Source organism: Roseobacter sp. OBYS 0001 (genome assembly GCF_019654895.1).
GTDB classification, from domain to species: Bacteria; Pseudomonadota; Alphaproteobacteria; order Rhodobacterales; family Rhodobacteraceae; genus Roseobacter; species Roseobacter litoralis.
Window position 1 is genome coordinate 337,566 of record NZ_BPES01000004.1, and the last position, 23,659, is coordinate 361,224.

The following is a 23,659-nucleotide window of genomic DNA, read 5'->3' on the forward strand; positions in this document are numbered from 1 at the left end:
CGGGGCTGCGCACTGTCCGGATTGCGACACGGTGAAAGCGGAGTGCGACGCGCGCACGCGAAAGTGTCACGCGGTATGTGCATCGTGTGCGGCGGCAATCTGGTCGGAATACGGGAATTAGCTGGCGCGTCTGCTTCTTCGCGTTGCGCGGCGTGCCGGTGTGTTTTCCTTATCGGTTCCGTCTGCGGCAGAGGAGAATGCGCCCAATCGGTCCACGATTTCTTCTAACGCCGGGGGATGATCCATGGTTCGTGTATCCAGCGCTTCGCGCATGTGGCGCAGATGCTCCGGCATGGTGCCGCAGCATCCGCCGATGATCCGCGCACCGCTCGCGCGCGCCATTACCGCGTAATCCGCCATCAGTTCCGGGGTGCCGTCGTAATGAATATGACCGTCGACATATTTGGGAATGCCTGCGTTGCCCTTGGCAATGACGGGGCGTTCGGGGCCTTGCGCAGCGAATCCCAGAATCGTGCGCAAAAGATCAGAAGCGCCAGTGCCACAATTCGCGCCAAAAGCCAGCGGCGCATGATCGCCCAGATCATTGACCATTTTGACCATATCGGCGCTGGTCAGCCCCATCATGGTGCGCCCGGCGGTGTCAAAGCTCATCGTGCCGCACCAGTCCAGCCCGGCCAGCGCGAACCCTTCGGCTGCGGCGCGGTATTCTTCAGGCGCGCTGATCGTTTCGAGCCATCCAATATCCGCACCGCCTGCCTTGAGACCGTCTGCGGTTTCGTGAAACATCTCGACCGCCAGCGCATGGCTGAGCGTACCAACAGGCTCCATGATTTCGCCGGTCGGTCCGACGGAGCCTGCGACAATCACAGTGCGCCCGGCGGTATCCGCAACCTCGCGTCCGATCTCGGCAGCGACACGGCTCAACTCATGAACGCGCTTTTCTGCGTTGTGCAGTTTCAGGCGCGAGGCGTTGGCCCCGAACGAATTTGTCAGAAACAGATCGCTGCCTGCATCAACCGCGCCTTTGTACAGCGTTTTGATTTTTTGTGGCTCTTGCGTGTTCCACAACTCCGGGGCGTCGCCAGACATCAGTCCCATGTTGAAAAGATTCGTGCCGGTCGCGCCATCGGCAAGCAATACGCCGTTTGTTTCGAGAAGGTCGCTGAAAGGGTTGGGCATGATCACGCTCCGTCATCGTAGGAATGCGTCATGTCACAGGTGGCATTATGTAGCAAATTCATAATTCTCATTATTTTCATGAAATAATTAAGGGAATTTGAACGTGTTGTCGCGCCTGTGAGAAAGTGAATGTGCCGCCGGGCAGGCGACACATGAGGGCTGAGCCGGGGGCTTTGTTATTCGCTTGCCATCAACTGACGCTTGGCCTCGACCATCAGGGACGCCATCTGCGCGCGAATCGTGGCCTCATCCGCCTTGTTGCCAAGATCGCCTGACACCTTGCGGTAGACATCTTCGTCACCGGCTTCTTCGAAATCGGATTTCACGACCTCTTTGGCGTAGTCATCCGCATCAGAGCCGGTTTTGCCCAGAAGTTCTGCCGCCCAAAGACCCAGCAGCTTGTTGCGCCGCGCCTCTGCCTTGAACTGCATCTCTGCATCATGGGCATATTTGTTTTCAAACGCATTTTCGCGGTCATCGAATGTTGTCATGGGCCTGTCTCCTGGTGGCGTGGCTGTTTCCGTCTTAGATATGCGAGTTCGCAAGCCGTTACGCAAGATGCCTCGGCTTGCAGCGACGCGGGCGTTCCACTAAGACAGGCGCAGATAAGCCCCTGATCCTCAGGGCTCAGTCTTGAAAGGACGCCCATGGCCCGGCGCAAGAAAATCTACGAAGGCAAAGCTAAAATTCTGTATGAAGGCCCGGAACCGGGCACGATCGTGCAGTACTTCAAGGATGATGCGACTGCATTCAATGCGGAAAAGAAGGCCGTGATCGAAGGCAAAGGGGTGCTGAACAACCGTTTGTCTGAATTTTTCATGACGGGTCTCGGCCATATTGGCGTGCCGACGCATTTCATCAAACGACTGAACATGCGCGAACAGCTTGTGCGCAGCGTTGATATCATTCCGCTCGAAATTATCGTGCGCAACTATGCTGCTGGTACCATGTCAAAGCGTCTTGGGCTGGAAGAGGGCGTTCAGTTGCCAAGGCCCATCGTTGAATACTGCTACAAAGATGACAAGCTGGGCGACCCATTGGTGAGCGAAGAGCATATCGCAGCCTTTGGCTGGGCGAGCCAGCAGGATATGGACGACATGCTCAGCCTTGCGCTGCGGGTGAATGATTTCCTGTCAGGCTTGATGTTTGGGGTCGGGATCCGGCTGGTGGACTTCAAGATTGAAGTGGGTCGCGTTTATGACGGAGATTTCCAGCGTCTTGTCGTTGCAGATGAGATCAGCCCGGACAGTTGCCGTTTGTGGGACATCGAATCCGGTCGCAAACTGGATAAGGACGTGTTCCGGCGCGATCTGGGCGATCTGGCCGATGCCTATACGGAAGTGGCCGAGCGTCTTGGTGTAATGCCGAAAAAGGCCACGCCGATGACAAAGCCAACTCTCATCAACTAACATCGAACAAAAAACAGAGCGTCCGGGGCGCGCAGAAGGACAAGACATGAAAGCACGAGTACATGTTATGCTGAAAAACGGTGTGCTGGACCCGCAGGGTGAAGCCGTGCGCCACGCTTTGGGGGCCATGGGGTTCGCGGGGATCAATGGCGTGCGACAGGGCAAGGTTATTGAACTTGATCTGGCCGATGGCGCGACGGAAGAAGACGTGAAGGCGATGTGCGAAAAACTGCTCGCCAATACGGTGATCGAATCCTACTCGGTGGAGATGTCCTGATGCACGCGGCGGTCATTGTCTTTCCCGGGTCCAATTGTGATCGCGATCTTGCCGTTGCTTTTGAAGCTGCCGGTGCAAAAGTGACCAAAGTCTGGCACAAAGATACCGACCTGCCGCAGGGTGTGGATATGATCGGCATTCCCGGTGGGTTTTCCTTTGGGGACTACCTGCGTTGTGGCGCGATTGCTGCAAATTCTCCGATTTGCAAATCTGTCGCCGCGCATGCCGATCGGGGCGGCTATGTGATCGGCATCTGCAATGGGTTTCAGGTGCTCACCGAAACCGGGTTGTTACCGGGCGCGTTGCTGCGCAATGCCGGGTTGAAATACATCTGCAAGACGGTCGCGCTCAAGGTTGAGACATCCGCATCGCCTTTTACCGAAGGGTACAATGCCGGGGATACCATCAATATTCCAATCGCCCATCACGACGGCAATTACTTTGCCGATGATGAGACAATCGCGCGCCTTCAGGGCGAAGACCGTGTGGCCTTTACCTATGAGGACACGCCCAACGGTGCCAAGGCCGATATTGCCGGTATCCTGTCGTCGAACCGGCGGGTTCTGGGCATGATGCCGCACCCGGAGCGGGCGGCGGATGCCAGACATGGCGGGACAGATGGGCAAGCGCTCTTCCGCGCATTGGCAGGCGCGCTGGCGGCTGTGTGACTTGAGCCGACAGGCGCCTTTGGCGTAAGCTCACTGAATGGAAGGTGAGCTTCAATCAAAAGAGCCGAGCCCCATCAGCTCATGGCGGGTGCGCATGGCTGTGGGCATTTTGCTCGCGCTGGCGGTGACGGTCGTTTCTGTCACCAACAAGCTGCTGACCGACCGCTTCACCGACACGACCCGCGACCGTGCCGAACTGAGGCTCGCGCTCTATAGTGGGAACTTGCTGTCCGAGTTGCGCCAGAACGCCATCGTGCCGCAACTGCTGGCGCGCGACCCTGAGCTGATCGGCGCGCTGAACTCTGCCGATTATACCGCGTCTACACGGCGGCTGATCTCTTTTGTCGAAGAGATCGGCGCGGCCTCTTTGATGTTGCTGGATATTGACGGGCGGACGGTTGCGGCGACCGACCGTAACCGTCTTGGCTCGATGCACCGCTCAGAAGCCTATTTCATTGATGCCATCCGCGCCAGCGGCACCGTATTCACCGTCGCAGAGCGCGAAGAGGGGGGCTACGGATTTTTCTATTCGCGCAGGGTGCAGTCGGGCTCGGATGTGTCCGGCGTAATCCTCGTTGAGGTCGATTTGCAAAAATTCGGCCGGGCGTGGGCCGGGATATCGGATGCGGTGATCGTGACAGACAGCACGGGCACCATTATCCTGACCACAGAACCGCGCTGGCGAGGGCGCACCGAAGAAGAAGCGCTGGCCCGGCAAACGCCCCAGAACGCCATCCAGCGCGCCATACAGGCCACCGCAGACTGGACCGCGCTGCCGCCTGATGCCTATCTGCAGGGCGAGGCCGTGATGCGTCTGGAAACACGGATACCGTTCCGCGGTTGGCGCATGACCAGCTATACCACCTATGCGTCAGTGCGCGAACGCGTGAATGGTGTGCTGGCACTGGAGATCATGGGATTTGCGATTCTGCTCGCTTTGACCTTCTATGCGCTCAGCCGGCGCACCGCCTTGCGCATGGCGCTTTTCCAGCGGGAATCTGCCGAATTGAGGTCGCTCAACGCGGCGTTGCAGCGAGAAATTGCCGAGCGTAAAAGGGTGCAGGAGACGCTTGCCGTTGCTGAACAGACCCTTGAACAGTCAAGCAAACTGGCCGCACTGGGTGAGATGTCAGCGGCGGTCAGTCACGAACTAAATCAACCTCTTGCCGCGATGAAAACGTACCTTGCCGGAGCGCGTTTGTTGCTGCGGCGCAACCGCCACGAAGAGGCGCTCTCCTCCTTTGGGCGCATTGACGATCTGATTGAGCGGATGGGGGGCATCACGCGCCAGCTGAAGTCCTACGCGCGCAAGGGGCAGGAGGCGTTCGCGCCAGTCCCCATGGGCGATGCGCTTGCCTCAAGCCTCGCCATGATGGAGCCGCAATTGCGCCAAAGGCAGGTACAGATCACCCGAATTTTGCCCGATGATCCGGTTGAGGTCATGGGCGACCGGCTGCGCATTGAACAGGTGATGGTGAACCTCTTGCGCAATGCCATTGACGCCACCAAATCAGCCGCAGCGCCAAAGGTGGACATCATCCTGTCTGCCGGGGAAACGGCGACGCTGACGGTGCGTGACAACGGGCCGGGAATTGAAGACCTCGATGCTCTTTTTGAGCCCTTTTATACGACCAAACAGCCGGGGGATGGTGTCGGGCTTGGGCTTGCTATCTCGTCCCAGATCGTGACAGACCTTGGTGGAAGACTGACAGCGCGCAATGGCCAGCAGGGTGGCGCGGTGTTTGAAATGCAGTTGCCGATCCTAAGCGGCGAACCAGCGAAACAAGCGGCGGAGTAGACAATGACACAAGCCATGAAAATCGCGATAGTCGATGACGAACAGGACATGCGCCAATCCATCAGCCAGTGGCTGGCCCTCTCGGGCTATGACACGGAAACCTTCGGCAGTGCCGAGGATGCGTTGAAAGTGCTCGGGCCGGAATACCCGGGGATTGTGATTTCGGACATCCGGATGCCGGGCATGGATGGGATGCAATTTCTCAAAAAACTGATGGGCAATGATTCCGCATTGCCGGTGATCATGATTACGGGGCATGGCGATGTGCCGATGGCTGTGGAGGCCATGCGCGTCGGCGCCTTTGATTTTCTGGAAAAACCGTTCAACCCGGACCGGATGTCGGACCTGGCCAAAAAGGCGACAGGTGCGCGCCGTCTGGTGATGGACAACCGCGCATTGCGGCGGGAACTTTCCGACGGCACCCAGTTGATGAGCAAGCTCATCGGGCAAAGCCCTGTGATGGAGCGGCTGCGCGAAGATATCCTCGATCTGGGGCAGGCGGATGGCCATGTGTTGATCGATGGTGAAACCGGAACCGGTAAAACGCTGGTGGCCCATGCCTTGCATGCGGTCGGCAGCCGTGCGGGCAAGAAGTTCGTTCTGGTCAGCTGCAGCGCGTTTGAAGAGGATGCGTTGGCAAAACGGTTGTTCGGTCCGATGATGCCCGAAGATGCGCAACTGCCGGCCATGGAAGAGGCACGCGGTGGCACGCTGGTGCTGGAAGACATCGAGGCCTTGTCAGAAACGATGCAAGCGCGCTTGCTCAGTGTGATAAACGAACAGGGCACCCCGGCGGAGACGCGCCTCGTGGCGATCTCGAACCTTCAGGAAGCAGGGCGCACTTCCGAGGATGCCTTGCGCTCTGATCTGTTCTACCGCATCGCGGCCTTGCGCATCACCGTGCCCCCGCTGCGTATGCGGGGCGAAGATATCCTCACCCTGTTCACCCGTCTGAGCGAACAGTTTGCCGAAGAATACGGCTGCGAAACACCGCAGGTGACGGCACAGGAGGCCGCGCAGCTGTTGCAAGCGCCCTGGCCGGGCAATGTGCGCCAACTGATCAACCTCGCGGAACGCGCGGTGCTGCAGTCACGGCGCGGGGCAGGGACCATATCATCGCTGCTGATGAACGATCATGAAGACATGCAGCCTGTGATGACGACCGAAGGCAAACCGCTGAAAGAATACGTCGAAGCCTTTGAACGGATGCTGATCGACAATACCATGCGCCGTCATCGCGGCTCCATCGCGAGTGTGATGGATGAACTATGCCTGCCCAGACGCACGCTGAACGAAAAAATGGCGAAATATGGTCTGCAGCGCTCGGATTACCTTTAAATGCTGGTATTTGGTGAGCAAAAGCAGCGGTTTATGCGATTCAATTCAGGGTTGAGGCAGGTTATTGTCGATTGACCATTGTGTTTTTCAGGCATGTGGCATTATCTAGCACTGTAGAGAAGTGAACAGTTATGGTTCGATTTCTACAGAGAGATTCGCTGTCGCGGGCGCGGTTTGACACAGCTCATGCACCCCACGGCAGACCGATTGGACCGGAAACGGTTAAGGAACCGCTGACGTATTATTGGGTTTACAACCTGGATTGCGCAGTAAAAAATGGATGCGAGGCCGTAAAACGTGCCCGTGTCGGAGAAGAAACGCGATGACGCGCGCAAATGCATTGAGCAGATCGGCAAGGGCCTCAAAGGCCCGGCCATGCAGTGCGTCTCAGATCGCCCTGACAAGACATACCCCCCATTGCAACGCTCCCCCGGGGGCTGTGCGGTCGCGGCTATGCAATTTGGAAATATGGCTAAGAAAATGCTTATCGATGCCACCCACGCGGAAGAAACCCGCGTTGTGGTGGTGGATGGAAACAAGGTTGAAGAGTTCGATTTTGAATCCGAAAACAAACGCCAGCTTGCTGGCAACATCTATCTCGCAAAAGTAACACGGGTCGAGCCGTCCTTGCAGGCGGCCTTTGTGGAGTATGGGGGGAACCGCCACGGTTTTCTCGCATTTTCGGAGATACACCCCGATTACTATCAAATCCCCGTCGCTGACCGTCAGGCCCTGATGGAAGAAGAACGTGCCTATGCCGAAGCGCAAAAGGCCAAGGAAGACGAGGACGAAAAGCCCAAGCGCCGCAGATCGCGCAGTCGGACAAAGGCCAAGGCCGAAGACACCACGTCAGAGGACGCGGTCGCGACAAAGGACGTGGAATCCGATCAGATCGGCGGGATGGAAACCATTGATCTGGATGACAGCGAAGAGGGGTCCTCTCCGATGGAGCGGGTCGCCGAGACACCTGTCGAAGAGCCCGAAGGCGATGATGCAAGCGCGGAGGCTGCGCAGACGGCTGACGCGTCCGATGATCACGTCGCACAAGCAGCGTCTGAGGATGCCTCGGAAGACGATACCGCGTCTGAAGATGGCGACGATGATGACGACGACGATGCGCCGCGCAAACCTGACGCATCCTCCAAAGACGATACCATCGAGTCTGTCGCGGATGACGATGATCACGAGGACATCCGTCCCGTGCGCAAGCCCCGCCCACGGCGTTATAAAATTCAGGAGGTCATCAAGGTCCGCCAGATTTTGCTGGTGCAGGTCGTCAAGGAAGAGCGCGGCAACAAGGGCGCGGCCCTGACCACATACCTCAGCCTCGCAGGGCGCTATTGTGTCCTGATGCCCAACACGGCGCGCGGCGGTGGTATTTCGCGCAAGATCACGAATGCCGCAGACCGCAAGAAGCTCAAGGAGATCGCAAATGAGATCGAAGTGCCGCAAGGCGCGGGTCTCATCGTGCGCACCGCCGGGGCTAAACGCACCAAGGCCGAGATCAAACGCGACTACGAATATCTGCAACGCCTGTGGGAACAAATCCGCGAGCTGACGCTGAAATCCGTTGCACCTGCCAAAATTTATGAAGAGGGCGATCTGATCAAACGCTCGATCCGCGATCTTTATAACCGCGAGATTGACGAGGTTTTTGTCGAAGGTGAGCGGGGCTATCGCATTGCCAAGGACTTCATGAAAATGATCATGCCGTCTCATGCGAAAAACGTGAAACTTTACACCGAAGGCCTGCCGCTTTTCGCGCGCTATCAGGTCGAAAGCTATCTGGCGTCGATGTTCAACCCGACTGTGCAGCTTCCGTCAGGGGGCTATATCGTGATCGGTGTGACCGAGGCCTTGGTGGCGGTCGATGTGAACTCTGGTCGCGCGACCAAAGAGGGGTCGATCGAACAGACTGCGCTCAAGACCAACCTCGAGGCCTCGGACGAAGTGGCGCGCCAGTTGCGCCTGCGGGATCTCGCGGGCCTGATCGTGATCGACTACATCGATATGGACGAGCGCAAGAACAATGCGGCCGTCGAAAAGCGCATGAAAGACAAGCTCAAGACGGATCGCGCGCGCATTCAGGTCGGTCGTATCTCTGGCTTTGGTCTCATGGAAATGTCGCGCCAGCGTCTGCGCCCCGGCATGATCGAGGCAACAACGCAGCCGTGTCAGGCCTGTCATGGTACCGGTCTGATCCGGTCTGATGATAGCCTTGCACTTTCTATCCTGCGTCAGATCGAAGAAGAGGGCACGCGCAAGCGGTCCCGTGAAGTGCTGATCAAGGCACCCGTTGGCATTGCCAATTTCCTCATGAACCAGAAGCGGGAACACATTGCGCATATCGAAGCGCGATATGGGCTGTCGGTGCGGATCGAAGGCGACCCCATGCTGGTCAGCCCTGATTTCAGCCTTGAAAAGTTCAAGACGGCCACACGGGTTGTGCCGGTTGCTGCGCAACATGTTGTTTCTGTTGATACTTCCTTGATGGATCAGGTGGATGCAGATGACGAAGAGATCCCGGCAGAGGTTGCCGAACATGCTGTAGAGACGCCAAATACGGAGAATAACGTCGAGAATGATGGCGAGGATCGGCCCAAACGCCGTCGTCGGCGTCGTCGGCGTCGCAACAAGAACGGCAATGGTGAGGCGCAGACCGCATCCGATGAGACTAATGCGGAGGCGTCCGATGCCCCGACTGCTGAGGCTCCAAAGGAAGCAGAGCCAACACCTGAAAGCCCTGTAGAGGCGTCTGCTGCGAAAACCGATGACGCACCAGCCGCTGCCGCAGAGCAGGAAGAAACACCCGCGAAACCGAAAAGAACACGGTCACGCACGCGTAAACCTAAGGTTGAAGTCGTTGCAGAGGATGCTCCAGAAGCAGTGGTGAAGACGGAAACCGCCGCACCAGTGGAAGAGGCTGAACCCGCCGAGGCAACTGAAGAAGCCCCTGCAAAACCAAAGCGCAAACGGGCCAGCCGGGCCAAAAAGGCCGATCCGGTTGAAGCTGCACCAGACGCGGATGCCGCGCCCGTGGCGCCGGAAGTCGAGTCTGCGCCCGTGGCAGAAGAGCCAGCGCCCGCGGCTCCTGCACCGGAACCCGCAGGTGCTGAGCCTGAACCAGTGGCGGCCGAGGCCGCGCCTGAGCCAGCCAAGCCCAAGCGGCGCGGGTGGTGGTCGATCGGGGGCTAAAGGCTTCCCATCGCCGGAAACTCAAAAAGCGCGTCCCAAGTGGGCGCGCTTTTTCTATGTCACCTCACTTTTTGCGGATGACATAGACCTGCACCGGCCCATCCAGTTCGCTTGACACAAGGTGATGCCCTGTCTCGCTGCAAAAATGGGGCACATCGACAATTGCCGCGGGATCATCCGCGTGCATCGTCAGCATCTCGCCCGACGTTAACGATTGCAGTCTTTTGCGCGCCTTGAGAACAGGCAAGGGGCACAGCAGACCAGTGGCGTCCAGTACGTTTAAGTCTTTTGTCATACCGCTCAGATAGGCGCGATGTTTCGTCCTGTCCACAAGGTTGTGACCGGGGGCGGGGTGACGCTATCGTTTGGATAGGCTAAGGGAAGCTTATGTTCGGAATTGAAATCATTGATGCGGGCCTGTTGCCTGCCATGACGGTGGCGCTACTCGCGGGAATAATCAGCTTTCTCAGCCCCTGTGTCCTGCCAATCGTCCCGCCTTATCTTGCGTATATGAGCGGTGTCAGCCTGAATGAAATGAGCGGAGAGGGTGCAGCGCGGCGACGCGCCATAATCGCGGCCTTGTTCTTTGTGATGGGCCTGAGCACGGTGTTTCTGATTCTGGGCTTTACGGCCTCGGCCTTTGGCGCCTTTTTCCTACAGAACCAAATACTGTTTGCCCGTATTTCAGGCATTGTCATCATCATCTTTGGGCTGCATTTCCTTGGTATATTGCGGATCCCCTTTCTCGACAGAGAGGCGCGCATGGATGCCGGGGACAAGGGCGGCTCAAGCTTTGGGGCCTATGTGCTGGGGCTGGCGTTTGCCTTTGGCTGGACGCCTTGCATTGGCCCGCAACTGGGCGCGATCCTGTCGCTGGCGGCCTCCGAGGCCTCTGTGACCCGTGGGACATTGCTTTTGGGGGTTTATGCGGCGGGCTTGGGCATCCCCTTTCTGCTGGCCGCCATGTTCATCACACGCGCGATGGGGGTCATGGACCGGCTCAAGCGCCATATGAAGATGATAGAGCGCGTGATGGGTGGGCTGCTGCTTGTGGTCGGCGTTGCGATGGTCACTGGTGCGTTCACAACGTTTTCCTGGTGGCTTCTTGAACGGTTCCCGGCTTTGGCGACTCTGGGCTGAATTGCGTGCCGTGACGCCTCAGGGGCGCAATGGGCTGCGGCTTGTCCGGCGCTAACATATATCATCTTTTGACAGCTTGATTTAAGGACGGGTGATCGTTCGGAATCATAGGAAGAGGTAGGAATGTCAGACCACAGTAAGATGCGTGAACAAATGAAATCGGGCGCGGGCTTTGTTGCCGCGCTGGACCAATCTGGCGGGTCCACGCCAAAAGCGCTGAGCCTGTATGGCGTTGAACCCACGGATTATGAGGGTGACGAGGCGATGTTCAAGGCGATGCATGATATGCGCGCGCGGATTATTCTTGCGGATGACTTTACCAATGCCAAGATCATCGGTGCCATCCTGTTTGAGCGCACGATGCATGATGAAATTAACGGCACGCCCGTCGCGGAACTGCTTTGGAACAGCCGGGGTATTGTTCCCTTCCTCAAGATCGACAAAGGTCTGGAAGAGCAGGCGAACGGTGTGCAGATGCTCAAACCGATGCCGGGTCTCAACGAGGTGCTGGCCACTGCCAAAGGCAAAGGCGTGTTCGGAACAAAAGAGCGTTCCGTAATCAATGAGGCAAATGCTGAAGGGGTCGCGGCAATTGTGGCCCAGCAATTCGAGGTGGCCCAGACTGTGCTTGCAGCAGGTCTTGTGCCGATCCTTGAGCCGGAAGTTAACATCCACTCAGAGACCAAAGCTGAAGCCGAGACGCTTTTGGAGGCGGAGATCGCAAAGCATCTTGATGCGTTGGATGATGGTGTGGATGTGATGCTGAAACTGACATTGCCGGACCAACCGGGCCTCTATGATGGGCTTGCGCAGCACCCGCGCGTGTTGCGTGTTGTTGCCCTGTCGGGGGGGTATTCAACGGATGTCGCATCGGCGAAACTCTCAGAAAACACGCATATGATCGCGAGCTTCAGCAGAGCGCTGAGCGAAGGTCTGAACGTCAAGATGACAGATGCTGAGTTTGGTGCCGCATTGGGCAGCAACATCGACAAGATCTATCAGGCGTCCATCTGAGCGCGCTCAAGCTGCGCCTTTAAATCTTCGAGAACAAACACCCGGATCGCGGAGGCCAGCCCAAGTCTGGTCCCGCGTTTCACATCAATGTCGGCTACTAAGGCATTGATTGGTTTGTTGGTTTCTGCCGAAATACGCCGCAGTTCCATCCAGAACGCGTCTTCAAGCGATATGGACGTTCGGTGACCTTTCAGGGTCACCGAGTGTTTGACCGGCCGCCCGCTCATGTTTCTCGCTTATGGGCGTCCAGGTTGCGCGCGATCTTGTCGGCCTTTGCTTTCAACAGTTCTTTTTGTGATTTGCTCTGGCCGAAATTGACAGCGTTTTCATCAGCCCGTGCCTTGCGCGATGCGCGATTGCGTTCTTTCTTGACCTTGTTGAGGTTAACGGGCGTGATCATTTGGGTCCAATCATGTTTTCCGGACGCACAACGCGTTCGAAGGTTTCTGCGTCGACAAAACCCAGCGCAATGGCTTCTTCCTTGAGGGTCGTGCCGTTTTTATGCGCTGTCTTGGCGACTTTGGTGGCGTTGTCATAGCCGATTTCCGGGGCCAGAGCTGTGACGAGCATCAGGCTTTCGCGCATCAGGCGCTCGATGCGGTCCGCATCCGCTGTCAGCCCGTCAATGAGGTTGTCCGTAAAGGTTGATGCTGCATCCCCCAACAGCTGCATGGATTGCAGGACGTTATACGCCATCATCGGTTTATACACATTCAATTCGAAATGCCCTTGCGAGCCGGCGAACCCAACGGCTGCGTCATTGCCGAAGACATGCGCGCAAACCTGCGTCAGGGCTTCGCACTGCGTCGGGTTGACCTTGCCGGGCATGATGGAAGAGCCGGGTTCGTTTTCGGGCAGCACCAGTTCACCCAGACCGCACCGCGGTCCTGACCCCAGAAACCGGATGTCATTGGCAATTTTGAACAGGCTCGCGGCAACGACCTTCAGCGCACCCGATATTTCAACCATGGCATCATGCGCGGCGAGCGCCTCGAATTTGTTCGGCGCGGTGATGAACGGCAGCCCCGTGATGTCGGCCATGTTCTTGGCGACCATCACATCCCAACCCACAGGCGTGTTCAGACCAGTGCCCACGGCCGTACCCCCCTGTGCAAGCTCATAAATCCGACCCAAGGCATCCTTGACACGCTGGATTCCCATGGCAACCTGATGCGCATAGCCCGAGAATTCCTGACTGAGGGTCAGAGGGGTCGCGTCCTGCGTATGCGTGCGCCCGATTTTGATGATCCCGTCGAATTCTGCGATTTTGACTTCAAGAGCGGCATGCAGTTTTTCCAACCCCGGCAACAGAACGTCGCGGGCCGTCATGGCTGCAGAAATATGCATGGCCGTGGGGAAGGTATCGTTTGACGATTGCCCCATGTTACAGTGATCATTCGGATGAACGGGGTCTTTGGAGCCGATTTCCCCGCCCATGATTTCAATCGCGCGGTTGGCGATGACCTCATTGGCGTTCATGTTCGACTGGGTCCCGGACCCGGTCTGCCACACGACAAGCGGGAAATTGTCGTCAAACTTGCCCGCCACCACTTCGCTTGCGGCCTGAATGATCGCGTCACCGCGTGCATCATCCAGTTTGCCCAGCTCAAGATTTGCCTGCGCACAGGCCTGTTTGATCACCCCCAGGGCGCGGACGATCGCGACGGGTTGTTTTTCCCATCCAATGGGAAAGTTGATGATCGACCGCTGCGTCTGAGCACCCCAGTATTTGTCGGCAGGGACCTCAAGCGGGCCAAAACTATCGGTTTCTGTGCGGGTTTGGGTCATTCTGCGCTCCGTTACACTGGCTTTCTATGCGGTTTAGCGGTGCCGACCGTATCGTGCAACAGCACTGCGGACAGCCATAGCCATTGTTTGACCATCCAAAGGCATTATCTGATATCTTGCAGCTACCGCTTGGGCTAGACTCAAGCAGCGAAGAGGGTCCAGCCTTGGAGGATTTCATATGAACCGCCAATTCTTGCAGTGTCGTTGGGGTTTTGCCTGTACGGCATTGATCATGTGCCTGTTGATCGCGGCCTCTTCCGCAACTGCTGATATTTCGCGGTTTGTCGGGAGCTTTGTCGGGTCCGCTGATGTCCAATCCGCTGATGGTTCAACGCGACCGCGGGATATGAGTGTTCAGATATCTGAAACCAAAGAAGGGTTTCGGGTCTATTGGAAGTCGACAACCTATCGCAAAGATGGCACCGCCAAAGAAAAAGCCTATACCATTGATTTCGTACCGAGCGCGCGCCCCGGGGTCTTCGCCTCAGCCATGAAGCGCAACGTTTTCGGACATACAGCGCAGCTTGATCCGATGAAGGGCGAACCCTACGTCTGGGGACGGATCGTCGGAGAAACGCTGAGTGTTTACTCAATGTATGTTACCGAAGACGGGGGCTATGAAATTCAGCAGTTTGACCGGTCGCTGGCCTCACGCGGACTAATGCTGGAGTTCCAGTCCATTCGGGACGGTGAAATCCAACGGACGGTTTCAACCCTTTTGAAACGCGAGTAGCGCGCGCCTACTTGCGGAAACTGTCCAGTGATACGATCTCAGCATCTTTGGTGCCATCGTCAGTTTCTGCTTTCGCCGTGTCAGGTTTTTCAACCTGCGATGTGGCGGGCAATTGTGACTGCGCTGCCTCTTCGTCCTCATCACTTTGCGTCTCAAAACGCAGCCCGAATTCAACCGACGGATCAACGAACGTCTTGATTGCGTCATAGGGAATATACAGTGGCTCTGGCGCATCGCCAAAATTCAGCGTGACGGAAAACCCTTCGTCGGTCACCTCTAGGTTGTCATACCAATGCTGCATCACCACCGTCATTTCGCCAGGGTAGCGGTCAAACAACCAATCGGCCAGTTCTGCATCGGGGTGCCCGGTGTCGAAGGTGATGAAAAAATGATGCTCCCCCGGCAGGCCGTTATCGCACACATCCAGCAGCACTTTACGGATCAGGCCACGCATGGCCTCGTGCATCAAGTTGCCGTAATCAATGGAGCGGGTCATCTTATTCCTTGAAGCAAAGAATTCTTCTGTTGCAAGCATAGCCGATTCCTCCGGGGATAAAAGAGGTGTCTGCGTCAATGCGTGCGTCGTCTTAAAGAAGGCTCAGGCCGAGCCCCGCAAGAGCCAATATGCCCAAAGTTTCCGCAATACCGCGCTTGAGCAGCAGCAAAATGACAGTGGCCAGCATCGTCAGGCCGAGCGCTTTGAGATCCAGCGATGTCAACACGGGGGCAGGGGCTTGCAAACCGGGCAGGGTGGTGACCTGCGCAAACAGCACATGGATCGAAAACCACACCGCGAGATTTAGGATCACCCCCACGACCGCTGCGGTAATGGCCCTGAGCGCGGCCGACAGGCGCGGGCGGTTTGCGATCACATCCAGATAGGGACCGGCGAGGAAAATCCATAAAAAGCAGGGAGTAAACGTTACCCAGAGCGCAACGGCACCCGCGGCCAGCGCTAAAAGAGGCCCGCTTTCATTGAACCCGGCAATCATTGCGACAAATTGCGTGACCAGAATGAGCGGCCCGGGCGTGGTTTCCGCAAGACCCAAGGCATCCATCATCTGCCCTGTCGTAATCCAGCCGTAATCTGCCACCACAGTTTGGGTCATATAGGCCAGCACAGCATAGGCCCCGCCAAAAGTCACAATCGCCAACTTTGAAAAGAACAGCGCAATCTGCATCAGGAACGTATGGTCCATCAGCGCCAGCAAGATGATCGGACAGGACCACAAGACGCCCCAGATCAGAAGGGTGGAAATGGGATTTGTTGCTTTGGGTTTTGCGTCGATGACCTGCGGTTCTGTTGTTTTCATTGCGACAGCCCCGACAGCGGCGGCGCTTGCGATAATGATCGGGTAGGGAACACTGAGGAAATACAAAGAGACGAAAGCCGCGCCTGCAAGCGCCCATGCACTTTTGCTGGTCAGCGCTTTGTCAGATATTTTGACCAGCGCTTGCAGGACGATCACGATGACGGCCGCTTTAACCCCGGTGAAAGCGGCCTGAACCAGCGGCACTTGACCAAAAGTCGCATAAATCAGGGCGAGGGCAAGGATCACGACCGCGCCGGGCAGCACAAACAAAAGCCCTGCGATCAGCCCACCTCGCACACCGTGCAAACGCCAGCCCGCGTAGGTTGCGAGTTGCATCGCCTCGGGTCCGGGCAGGAGCATGCACAGCGAAAGCGCACGCAGAAAGACATCTTCGGACAGCCATTTGTTTTCTTCAACCAGCGTTCGGTGCATCAGCGCAATCTGCGCAGCCGGTCCCCCAAATGATAAAACGCCGATACGGGCAAAGACCCGGCATAACTGGATGGGTGTTGGCGCGGTCATTTCCGTCACTTTCATGGCTTGCCATGGTGGTGCGGGATGTTACGCGAAGGGACGCATCGCCAACCGCTCTGGCCTCGGTGCTAGATGTGACACATCGCCATGCTTTGGGTCAATTGTGAACCGTTACTTGAGGACCGTACCGCTGAGCAGCAACTCAAAACTGTTTGGCGGTAACTGGCCCAGCTGTTCAAAAAGCGACACGAAATCAACCGCCGGATAGCTCTCAACGATAATTTCTTTGTCAAGGCGCACCATGGTCAGCCACCGCATGTTGATGGGTTTGTCAGTGCCCGCCTTGAACCCATACATCTCAACCAGAGCAGAAACCCACTCACCGTCTGCGACGCAATGGACAATCCGGATCTTTTGATCCGTGATCAGGTTGTTGAAAATTGTAACCAACTCGCGTGCTTCGAGCGTGTCGATCAAACCACCCGGTATGAGCGATTCACTTTCAGGCGCAGGTCGGTAGATCTGGTCGATCATACCCCAGTTTCCCTTGACCCATATCTCTTCATACCATCTTTGGATGATTTCAGTTTTGCTCAGCATTTGTTTTCCCGCCTATACAGGTGGAATACCACCTATCGGCGTATAAAGAGTAAATTTATGCAACCTAAAGTTGCTCTAGGAGAAATTCATTGGGGGAGAGGTGTAAAGTGCAGGCTTCTGTTGCCAGGTGCCTGCGAACCCCGCCCTAGGTCGCTAAACCCAGGGAGTTAAGTTTCAGTGGCTGAAACCGCTTACGCGGCCATCGCTACTGGAGCACGATTGTCATTTGCAATTGTACATGTTTCGCCGATAACGGTGGCAGACAGCCGAAACAAAGCAAACCCCTTTAGACGTTCGTCGATCCTGTTTCGACCCCATGATCCCCAAATGAAGGATGTTTGGTGGAGTCGCCGGGTACCGCCCCCGGGTCCGATCCGCTTATTACGAGCGCGTTTATGTTCATAGTCCCGAGGGACATCGATTACATAGGCGAAGTGTTCGCAAATCTCAAGAGGCAACGATCTTACGGCGAAACTGGACTGCAAGCCGCATAAGGAAATAATAGTGTTTAAATACAGTGTTTAAAGATGTTTTTTTAATGTAAATTCTGCGTCGCGGCCACGACAATTTTTGCGGCTGTCGTGTTTCAGGTCGAATCTAAGGACGAGTGGCGCGCAACAGGCCTGTTGTCTTATCAATCCTGAGCAGTACAATTTAGGAATGAACATCTGGCGACCACGGCAGAACATAGAGGTCAAGGCTTTGGGACTTGTCTGGCGTGACGGTCTGTTGCTCGCGAGCGAGATTTGCCGTGATGATGGCACTGTCGATGGGGTCAGACCACTGGGCGGTCGGGTGGAATTCGGTGAAACCTGGCGCGACGCGTTGGTCAGAGAGTTTCGTGAGGAACTTGGTGTTGTGGTCGAAGTGGTTGGTACCCCAATGGTTCTGGAAAATATCTACATGCACCAAGGTATGGTTGGACATGAGGTCGCGTTTGTTTGTGATGTCACATTTCCAGCAGATGCTTATGTGAGCGAAGGACCGATTGAGTATTTTGAGGACAATGGCGACAAGTGTCTCGCCCGCTGGTACGATGTGGCGCAACTGGATTGCGGGGCTTTGGAATTGTACCCCACTGGCCTCAAGACCCAGCTTCGGGAAAGATCACAATCAACGTAGTATCGTAAGCTGTTCTGTCGGCACTCAAAGCGCTGGTGGGCAGCGTGGTAATGGATGCAGTCCAAGGACAACCCTGTGCTCTCCATTCGCCCTATTCGAAGCAGTCGGGTGAACGAATATCTGTGGTGTCAGCCCAGATTGGCGATCAGGAACCACGCGGCCAGCGCCGCCTCGATCCCGCCAAAGATCAGGACTTTGATCACAGGTGGCTTGTCAAAGATCAGCGATAGCACGCGGCCCAAAGCAGCCCCCGCAAAGGCAAAACCGATCATCGCATAGGCCAGCGGGTCGCCCAGCCAGATGGCAGCGAGGCCGGCCATCACAAAGAGCCCACCGACCGAGGCGCGCAGTTCCGATAGCCCCATGGTCGAGGTGGTCGGTTCCAGATCAAGCACGGCGGCGGTGTAACGCGGGGCGAGAAAGCCGAAGAGACCAAATCCGATGGTGAGTATTGCGCCGATCAGGTTGAGAATATCTGTCATGGTATCGCATCTAGCCGGGATGCGCGTCGATGCAAGGGGCAGCGACCGGGGCATGTGCTGGCGGGAAGTCCCTGCGCCAATACCACGAGACCTGTGGGCTCAGGATTTGCCGGCACGGGCGGCGAACACGCTTTGGGCGAGGTGTTGAGTCTCTTGTTCCAATGCCGAAAGGGCGCGGACAGTGGCATCGCCTTCGGCGCGTTCAATGGCGTCAGCGATGTCTGTATGCAGAGCGACAATGCGCGCGCGGTCGCGGGCAGTGAAGGTGATCATGTTCATCAAGGGTTGCATGGCCTCAACCGCCCCGGCGAGTTGATAGCTCAGCACCGGATTACCTGCACCATCCACCAGTGCACGATGGAACGCGACATCGGAGGCGCAAAAGGCTTCATCCGTCAGGCCCGGTTGATTTTGGCGGTGAATTTCGGCCCGCATGGTCGCAAGGTGATCCGCCGTGCGCCGCTCTGCCGAAAGGGGCGCGCAGGCGCGCTCCAGCGCATAGCGCGCTTCGCAGGCGGTGCTGAAGCTGACGGCATTCATCGACAACAAAAGGGTCGAGGTGGTGATTTGCTGGGGATAGGCATCCTGAAAGGAAATCCGGTTCACAAAGGCCCCGCCCGTTGCGCCGCGCTGCGTGCGGATCAGCGATTGCGCGGCCAGCCGTTTGAGTGCCTCGCGCACGGTCGGGCGCGAGACGTCGAATTGTTCCGCCAGTTCGGCCTCCGACGGCAGTCGTGCATCCACCAGCAACGTGCCGGCCACGATGGCATCCCGGATCGCGGCTGCAATCTGGGCGGATAGATCAGCGGGGTTTTCAGGATCAATTTTCATATGTCTTACATTTAATGTTTGCCCGTTTTCTAATTGTCTGGCATTTGAAGTGCAAGGAAAAGGAATCCCCCCGTGCACGGTATTATGCGCTCCACCCTCTGGCTTGGTTTTTTCGGTGCCATTCTGGCGGCGTGGTGGGTGATGTATACAATGGCGATTGACATGGATGTGGATATGCTGGGGCGTCCGGGTGAAATGGGCGCGCGGATGGCGGCCATGGACCCGCGCATGCCGATGTATATGCCGATGGCAAATTTCGGACCGCTGTTCTGGATGTGGGCGATCATGATGGCGGCGATGATGCTGCCGACGCTGGTGCCGACGCTGCGCGCCTATGAGGACCTGATGGTAAGCGCGACGGGAACGCGGGCCGGGTGGTCGGGCGTGTTGGTGGGGTATTTCATCGTCTGGGTTGCTTTTGCTGCGCTGATCACCGGGGTGCAGCTGGCGCTGTTGTTTGGCGGCGTGATCGATATGCTGGGCATCGCCAAAAGCCCTTGGGTGGCAGGGGGCTTGCTGATCCTTGTGGGAGCGTTCCAGTTTACCCGCACCAAAGAGATTTGCCATGGCGTGTGTCATTCCCCGATGATGTATTTTCTGGGCCACTGGCGTGAGGGCTTTGCGGGTGGTTTGCGCATGGGGATTGGCCTTGGTGCGTTCTGCGTGGGATGTTGCTGGGGGTTCATGGCGCTTGGCTTTGTCGGCGGGGTGATGAACCTGGCATGGATGGGGCTGGCCACATTTTTCATGGTCATCGAGAAATTGCCCCAGATTGGGCATTACGTAACAAAACCAATGGGGTTTGCCTTGATCATCGCGGGACTCGCGGTGTTGGGCTGGCCCGTCTTTTCGGGAGGATAAGGCATGGCGAAGAACAGAAGGGCGGATGCGGATCGGTTGCCGATCAGTCAGCGCATTGATCAACGAATGCCGAACCCAAAACGTCGGCAAAGCAGCCCGACCGAATGGGCGATCAAGGGCGAGTTGTTTCTCAACTGCTCCTGCACGGTTTTTTGTCCCTGCGTGGTGAGCCTTGGTGCGCACCCGCCCACAGAGGGGCATTGTCATGCGTGGATGGCCATTGCCATCGACGAAGGGCATTACGAGGGCGAAGACCTGTCGGGCCTTAATATCGGTCTGCTCGTCGATATTCCGGGCCGCATGGGAGAGGGCAACTGGAAGGTTGCCGCCTATGTGGATGAACGCGCCAGTGGTAAGGCCTACAACGGTATTCTGCAGATCTTTTCGGGTGCTGCGGGCGGTACGACGGGACTGTTCACCATGCTGGTGAGCGAGATCATCGGGGCGGAACGTGCACCGGTTGAGATCGTGCGCGAGGGCAATCGCCGCTCCATCATGATCGGGCGCAAGATACAGGGCGAGATCGAGATGCTCGCGGGCAAGGACCCGGAGCACCCGGTGATGGTCAGCAACTCCAAATACTGGATGGGCCCGGATATTATCGCGGCCACGGGGCTCAAGAGCCGGGTGCGTGACTATGGCCGGATCTGGGATTTCGGCGGCAAATCGGCAGAGATATGTCCGATCGACTGGAAAGGTCCCAAGCCGTGATCGACCCGCGCTATGTGCAAACCATGGCGCGCTACAACAGCTGGCAAAACAACCAATCCATGCCAGTGTTGGAGGCCATGTCACACGATGAGCTGACCAAAGATCACGGGGCGTTTTTCGGCAGCCTTCTGGCGACCGCGAACCATCTTCTGTGGGGCGACATCCTGTGGATGAGCCGTTTTGACCCTTCCGTCCAGCCGCCCGAGGTGGGCGGCGCGGACAGCACGGGCCTGCACCCCACGGTGATGTCGTGGGCGGCGGATCGGTTCCGTCTGGATGGCAAGATCCGGTTCTGGGCCGATGGTTTGCGCGCTGTCGATCTTATTGGCGACCTGACGTGGTATTCCGGCACAGAGGGGCGCGATATGACCACGCCAATTTCAACAGCTGTTATTCATTTTTTCAACCACCAGACCCATCACCGTGGTCAGATCCATGCGATGCTGACCGCTTCGGGGCGCAAAGCTCCGGTAAGTGATCTGGTCTTCATGCCGCAGGATATCTGATATGGCACTTATCTCTCCATCGCGCAGACTACGCCGCACACCTTTTTCTGATGGTGTGGAGGCCGCAGGGGTCAAGGCCTACACGGTCTACAACAGGATGCTACTGGCAACCGTTTTTGAAAGTGTGGAGGCTGACTACCGTCACCTCAAGGAACATGTGCAGGTCTGGGATGTCTCGGTCGAGCGTCAGGTCGAACTGCGCGGCCCGGATGCGGCACGCCTGATGCAAATGCTGACCCCGCGCGATCTGCGTGGCATGTTGCCGGGGCGGTGCTTTTACATCCCGATCGTGGATGAGACAGGCGGCATGCTCAATGACCCGGTGGCGGTCAAACTGGCAGAAGATCGCTGGTGGATTTCCATTGCGGACAGTGATCTGCTGTTGTGGGTCAAGGGGATATCCAATGGCTATCGGCTGGATGTGCTGATTGATGAACCGGATGTCAGCCCGCTGGCCATTCAGGGTCCTAAGGCGGACGAGCTGGCCGCCCGTATCTTTGGCGACAGCATCCGTGACATCAAGTTTTTCCGCTTTGGTCTCTTTGAATTTGACGGGCGTGAAATGGTGGTGGCGCGTTCGGGCTATTCCAAACAGGGCGGTTTTGAGGTCTATGTCGAGGGCGCAGATATCGCGATGCCGCTATGGGATGCGCTGTTCAAGGCGGGCGAGGACCTGAATGTGCGGGCAGGGTGCCCCAATGGCATTGAACGGATCGAGGGCGGATTGCTGTCTTATGGCAACGACATGACGGATGACAACACGCCACATGAATGCGGGCTTGGGCGCTTTTGTGATACACAGACGGCCATCGGCTGTATCGGTCGGGATGCCTTGTTGCGCGTGGCCAAGGAAGGCCCGGTCCAACAAATCAGAGCGATTGCGGTCGAAGGCGACCAGTTGCCGCTGTGTGACCGTGCCTGGGGGCTCTACGCCGGTGATACGCGGGTCGGGCAGCTCACATCTGCCGCCTGGAGCCCGGATCATCAGACCAATGTCGCCATCGGCATGGTGCGCATGACCCATTGGGATACCGGCACCAAGCTGCGCGTTGAAACGCCGGATGGCGCGCGCGAGGCGACCGTGCAGGCCGGTTTCTGGCACTGACAGGTTTTGCTTTTGCCGCGGTTTTCGGCAGAGGCGTCCAACACAATAACAGGGGCACAGTCCCCGGATAGGAGAACTGAATGTTTAAGGCGCTTGTGGTCAACAAGGACGAAGAGAGCGGCAAGACGTCGGCGGCAGTCGAAGAGATGACCGTTGATCAATTGCCCGCTGGTGAGGTCACGGTTGCGGTCGAATATTCGACGGTGAACTATAAGGATGGCCTGTGCATTGGGCCTGGCGGCGGTTTGGTCCGTCATTATCCGCATATTCCGGGGATTGATTTCGCGGGTACAGTCGAGACGTCCGAGGACGCACGTTACGCGCCCGGCGACAAAGTCGTGCTGACAGGCTGGCGCGTGGGCGAGGCGCATTGGGGCGGATATTCTCAGAAGGCCCGCGTCAAGGCGGATTGGCTGGTGCCACTGCCTGCGGGTCTGGACACGCGGCAAGCCATGGCCGTGGGAACGGCAGGTTTCACCTCGATGCTGGCGGTCATGGCGCTTGAAGATCACGGTCTGACACCGGGCAACGGGCCGGTTCTGGTGACCGGGGCTGCAGGCGGTGTCGGGTCGGTCGCGGTCGCGATCCTCGCAAATCTGGGCCATGAAGTGGCGGGTGTCACCGGGCGGCCCGAAACCGGGGATTACCTTCAATCCCTTGGGGCTACGCAGATTGTTGCGCGTGATGAGATCAACGAGACCGTCAAACGCCCGCTTGAAGCTGAGACATGGGCCGGCTGCGTCGATGCGGTCGGGGGTGCCATGCTCGCGCGGGTGCTGGGGCAGATGAAATACGGTGCATCGGTGTCAGCGGTTGGATTGGCCGGGGGCGCGGGCCTGCCTGCCACAGTGATCCCGTTTTTGTTGCGCGGTGTGAACCTGCTGGGCATTGATTCCGTCATGCAGCCCTATGACAACCGGGTACGGGCCTGGGAACGGATCGCGCGTGATCTGCCGATGGACAAGCTCGAAGCGATGGTGCAGCCCGCAACCCTTTCGGACCTGCCCAAGCTCGGCAGCGATATCCTCAAAGGTCAGGTAAAGGGCCGGGTGGTGATTGACGTAAACGCATAAACCAAGCGGTTTCGTTCTTCCGGATTGTTTGTCCGGCCTTGGGTCACCGGGTGATCCGACACCTTTGGAATGCGCTGAATG

26 protein-coding genes and 1 other RNA gene are annotated in these 23,659 nt (G+C 57.4%); 15 read left to right on the forward strand and 12 right to left on the reverse strand.

All coding sequences use genetic code 11. The features are described 5' to 3' along the window. Positions 1-117: 117 nt before the first annotated feature. Together bmt and K5Q35_RS11500 are read right to left on the reverse strand one after the other, a co-directional pair. Positions 118-1,140, reverse strand: coding sequence for a betaine--homocysteine S-methyltransferase (bmt, locus tag K5Q35_RS11495; RefSeq protein WP_220799658.1), 1,023 nt, complete (start codon positions 1,138-1,140; stop codon positions 118-120). Positions 1,141-1,316: 176 nt separating this feature from the next. Further along, positions 1,317-1,631, reverse strand: coding sequence for a DUF1476 domain-containing protein (locus K5Q35_RS11500; protein WP_013962156.1), 315 nt, complete (start codon positions 1,629-1,631; stop codon positions 1,317-1,319). Between the two features lie 156 nt (positions 1,632-1,787). Here K5Q35_RS11500 and purC point away from each other — a divergent pair, with 156 nt between their 5' ends. The 6 genes from purC to K5Q35_RS11530 all read left to right on the forward strand — a co-directional run bounded on the left by purC (position 1,788) and on the right by K5Q35_RS11530 (position 9,825). Continuing rightward, positions 1,788-2,549 (forward strand): phosphoribosylaminoimidazolesuccinocarboxamide synthase, encoded by a 762-nt coding sequence (gene purC / locus K5Q35_RS11505; RefSeq protein ID WP_013962155.1) that lies wholly within the window; start codon positions 1,788-1,790, stop codon positions 2,547-2,549. A 46-nt stretch (positions 2,550-2,595) separates the two neighbouring features. Beyond that, positions 2,596-2,826, forward strand: a complete 231-nt coding sequence (purS, locus tag K5Q35_RS11510; protein WP_013962154.1) for a phosphoribosylformylglycinamidine synthase subunit PurS — start codon at positions 2,596-2,598, stop codon at positions 2,824-2,826. Next, on the forward strand, positions 2,826-3,494 hold the full coding sequence (gene purQ / locus K5Q35_RS11515; RefSeq protein WP_220799659.1) for a phosphoribosylformylglycinamidine synthase subunit PurQ: 669 nt from the start codon (positions 2,826-2,828) through the stop codon (positions 3,492-3,494). The genes purS and purQ overlap by 1 nt, the downstream gene beginning before the upstream one ends. A 94-nt stretch (positions 3,495-3,588) precedes the next feature. Next, positions 3,589-5,292: an ATP-binding protein gene (locus K5Q35_RS11520; protein WP_245538056.1), complete on the forward strand. Its 1,704-nt coding sequence runs from the start codon at positions 3,589-3,591 to the stop codon at positions 5,290-5,292. A 3-nt stretch (positions 5,293-5,295) separates the two neighbouring features. Then, positions 5,296-6,630 carry a sigma-54 dependent transcriptional regulator gene (locus tag K5Q35_RS11525; protein WP_013962151.1) on the forward strand — a complete coding sequence of 445 codons (1,335 nt, stop codon included), beginning with the start codon at positions 5,296-5,298 and terminating at the stop codon, positions 6,628-6,630. Positions 6,631-7,098: 468 nt separating this feature from the next. Beyond that, on the forward strand, positions 7,099-9,825 hold the full coding sequence (locus tag K5Q35_RS11530) for a ribonuclease E/G (protein ID WP_220799660.1): 2,727 nt from the start codon (positions 7,099-7,101) through the stop codon (positions 9,823-9,825). A gap of 64 nt (positions 9,826-9,889) precedes the next feature. On the opposite strand, the gene K5Q35_RS11535 is transcribed toward K5Q35_RS11530, so the two are convergent. Then, positions 9,890-10,120, reverse strand: a complete 231-nt coding sequence (locus K5Q35_RS11535; protein WP_013962149.1) for a sulfurtransferase TusA family protein — start codon at positions 10,118-10,120, stop codon at positions 9,890-9,892. A gap of 92 nt (positions 10,121-10,212) precedes the next feature. Here K5Q35_RS11535 and K5Q35_RS11540 point away from each other — a divergent pair, with 92 nt between their 5' ends. After that, on the forward strand, positions 10,213-10,965 hold the full coding sequence (locus K5Q35_RS11540) for a cytochrome c biogenesis CcdA family protein (RefSeq protein WP_220799661.1): 753 nt from the start codon (positions 10,213-10,215) through the stop codon (positions 10,963-10,965). A 123-nt stretch (positions 10,966-11,088) separates the two neighbouring features. Then, positions 11,089-11,979 (forward strand): fructose bisphosphate aldolase, encoded by an 891-nt coding sequence (locus K5Q35_RS11545; RefSeq protein WP_220799662.1) that lies wholly within the window; start codon positions 11,089-11,091, stop codon positions 11,977-11,979. Here K5Q35_RS11545 and K5Q35_RS11550 read toward each other — a convergent pair. Genes K5Q35_RS11550 through fumC form a run of 3 tightly spaced genes read right to left on the reverse strand, consistent with a single transcriptional unit; the run spans position 11,964 to position 13,767 of the window. Beyond that, positions 11,964-12,206, reverse strand: coding sequence for a ribbon-helix-helix domain-containing protein (locus K5Q35_RS11550; protein ID WP_013962146.1), 243 nt, complete (start codon positions 12,204-12,206; stop codon positions 11,964-11,966). The two genes, K5Q35_RS11545 and K5Q35_RS11550, sit on opposite strands and share 16 nt — an antisense overlap. Beyond that, a complete protein-coding gene (locus K5Q35_RS11555; protein ID WP_044025310.1) occupies positions 12,203-12,379 on the reverse strand; it encodes a DUF4169 family protein in 177 nt (58 codons plus the stop codon). The genes K5Q35_RS11550 and K5Q35_RS11555 overlap by 4 nt, the downstream gene beginning before the upstream one ends. Beyond that, positions 12,376-13,767 carry a class II fumarate hydratase gene (gene fumC, locus K5Q35_RS11560; protein WP_013962145.1) on the reverse strand — a complete coding sequence of 464 codons (1,392 nt, stop codon included), beginning with the start codon at positions 13,765-13,767 and terminating at the stop codon, positions 12,376-12,378. Before fumC ends, K5Q35_RS11555 begins: the two co-directional genes overlap by 4 nt. A 178-nt stretch (positions 13,768-13,945) precedes the next feature. On the opposite strand from fumC, the gene K5Q35_RS11565 reads away from it, so the two are divergent. Then, on the forward strand, positions 13,946-14,500 hold the full coding sequence (locus K5Q35_RS11565; protein WP_220799663.1) for a hypothetical protein: 555 nt from the start codon (positions 13,946-13,948) through the stop codon (positions 14,498-14,500). A gap of 7 nt (positions 14,501-14,507) precedes the next feature. Here the strand turns inward: K5Q35_RS11565 and K5Q35_RS11570 are convergent, their stop codons facing one another. From K5Q35_RS11570 to ssrA, 4 genes are all read right to left on the reverse strand, one after another. Then, a complete protein-coding gene (locus K5Q35_RS11570) occupies positions 14,508-14,996 on the reverse strand; it encodes an SspB family protein (RefSeq protein ID WP_220799664.1) in 489 nt (162 codons plus the stop codon). 91 nt (positions 14,997-15,087) lie between these two features. Then, positions 15,088-16,335 carry a chromate efflux transporter gene (gene chrA / locus K5Q35_RS11575; RefSeq protein ID WP_220799665.1) on the reverse strand — a complete coding sequence of 416 codons (1,248 nt, stop codon included), beginning with the start codon at positions 16,333-16,335 and terminating at the stop codon, positions 15,088-15,090. A 123-nt stretch (positions 16,336-16,458) separates the two neighbouring features. Beyond that, on the reverse strand, positions 16,459-16,887 hold the full coding sequence (locus K5Q35_RS11580; RefSeq protein ID WP_220799666.1) for an ester cyclase: 429 nt from the start codon (positions 16,885-16,887) through the stop codon (positions 16,459-16,461). A 106-nt stretch (positions 16,888-16,993) separates the two neighbouring features. Next, positions 16,994-17,342, reverse strand: a transfer-messenger RNA (tmRNA) gene (ssrA, locus tag K5Q35_RS11585). A gap of 205 nt (positions 17,343-17,547) precedes the next feature. Between ssrA and K5Q35_RS11590 the strand changes: the two genes are divergently transcribed. Then, entirely contained in the window at positions 17,548-18,009 is a 462-nt protein-coding gene (locus tag K5Q35_RS11590; protein ID WP_220799667.1) for an NUDIX hydrolase, read from the forward strand. 128 nt (positions 18,010-18,137) lie between these two features. Here K5Q35_RS11590 and K5Q35_RS11595 read toward each other — a convergent pair whose 3' ends face one another. Both K5Q35_RS11595 and K5Q35_RS11600 read right to left on the reverse strand, forming a co-directional pair. Then, positions 18,138-18,491, reverse strand: a complete 354-nt coding sequence (locus K5Q35_RS11595) for a DUF4345 family protein (protein ID WP_220799668.1) — start codon at positions 18,489-18,491, stop codon at positions 18,138-18,140. Between the two features lie 99 nt (positions 18,492-18,590). Continuing rightward, the gene (locus K5Q35_RS11600) at positions 18,591-19,322 is read right to left on the reverse strand and encodes a FadR/GntR family transcriptional regulator (protein ID WP_013962138.1); all 732 of its coding nucleotides are present in this window, start codon (positions 19,320-19,322) and stop codon (positions 18,591-18,593) included. Positions 19,323-19,394: 72 nt separating this feature from the next. On the opposite strand from K5Q35_RS11600, the gene K5Q35_RS11605 reads away from it, so the two are divergent. The 5 genes from K5Q35_RS11605 (at position 19,395) to acuI (ending at position 23,578) form a co-directional block, all read left to right on the forward strand. Next, the gene (locus K5Q35_RS11605) at positions 19,395-20,183 is read left to right on the forward strand and encodes a DUF2182 domain-containing protein (protein WP_220799669.1); all 789 of its coding nucleotides are present in this window, start codon (positions 19,395-19,397) and stop codon (positions 20,181-20,183) included. A gap of 3 nt (positions 20,184-20,186) precedes the next feature. Continuing rightward, on the forward strand, positions 20,187-20,894 hold the full coding sequence (locus K5Q35_RS11610; RefSeq protein ID WP_013962136.1) for a DUF1326 domain-containing protein: 708 nt from the start codon (positions 20,187-20,189) through the stop codon (positions 20,892-20,894). After that, positions 20,861-21,400: a DinB family protein gene (locus K5Q35_RS11615; protein WP_220799670.1), complete on the forward strand. Its 540-nt coding sequence runs from the start codon at positions 20,861-20,863 to the stop codon at positions 21,398-21,400. The genes K5Q35_RS11610 and K5Q35_RS11615 overlap by 34 nt, the downstream gene beginning before the upstream one ends. 1 nt (position 21,401) lies before the next feature. Next, complete coding sequence (locus K5Q35_RS11620) at positions 21,402-22,505, forward strand: dimethylsulfoniopropionate demethylase (RefSeq protein ID WP_220799671.1); 1,104 nt, start codon at positions 21,402-21,404, stop codon at positions 22,503-22,505. Between the two features lie 80 nt (positions 22,506-22,585). Continuing rightward, complete coding sequence (gene acuI / locus K5Q35_RS11625; protein WP_220799672.1) at positions 22,586-23,578, forward strand: acryloyl-CoA reductase; 993 nt, start codon at positions 22,586-22,588, stop codon at positions 23,576-23,578. Positions 23,579-23,659 lie beyond the last annotated feature (81 nt).